General features: G+C 58.0%; 1 pseudogene. It reads left to right on the top strand.

Going from position 1 to position 283, the window contains the following annotated elements:
- Positions 1-171: 171 nt before the first annotated feature.
- Positions 172-283: pseudogene (locus INF77_RS23135) on the top strand (acetyl-CoA sensor PanZ family protein); the annotation flags it as partial.

The raw sequence follows: 283 nt of genomic DNA, 5'->3' as shown, positions 1-283 counted from the left end.
AATAAAAGCAAAACTGCAACTTAAGTGGCCTTTTTTAATGTTTTCTCCCGCTCCCCGTGGGAGAGGGCCGGGGTGAGCGCATCATGCCGCACCGCACAATTCATCCCAAACGCTTCTCCCCCCCGCTCTCCTGCGCCGTAAACCCTAACGCCTGCATAAACGCCGCCATGACGTCGCGGTGTGGGACAGTATTTAATTGAAGAAGTGATCCGCGAAAACCCGAGCGTGACCTCATGGTGGATGGCCGACGTGGGCGTGGCAGACCGCGCCGTCATGGCGGCGT

It is taken from the genome of Enterobacter cloacae complex sp. P1B (assembly GCF_014982345.1).
Taxonomy (GTDB): domain Bacteria; phylum Pseudomonadota; class Gammaproteobacteria; order Enterobacterales; family Enterobacteriaceae; genus Enterobacter; species Enterobacter bugandensis.
Note: the sequence above shows the minus strand (reverse complement) of the source record. Positions and strands in the feature narration are given on the sequence as shown.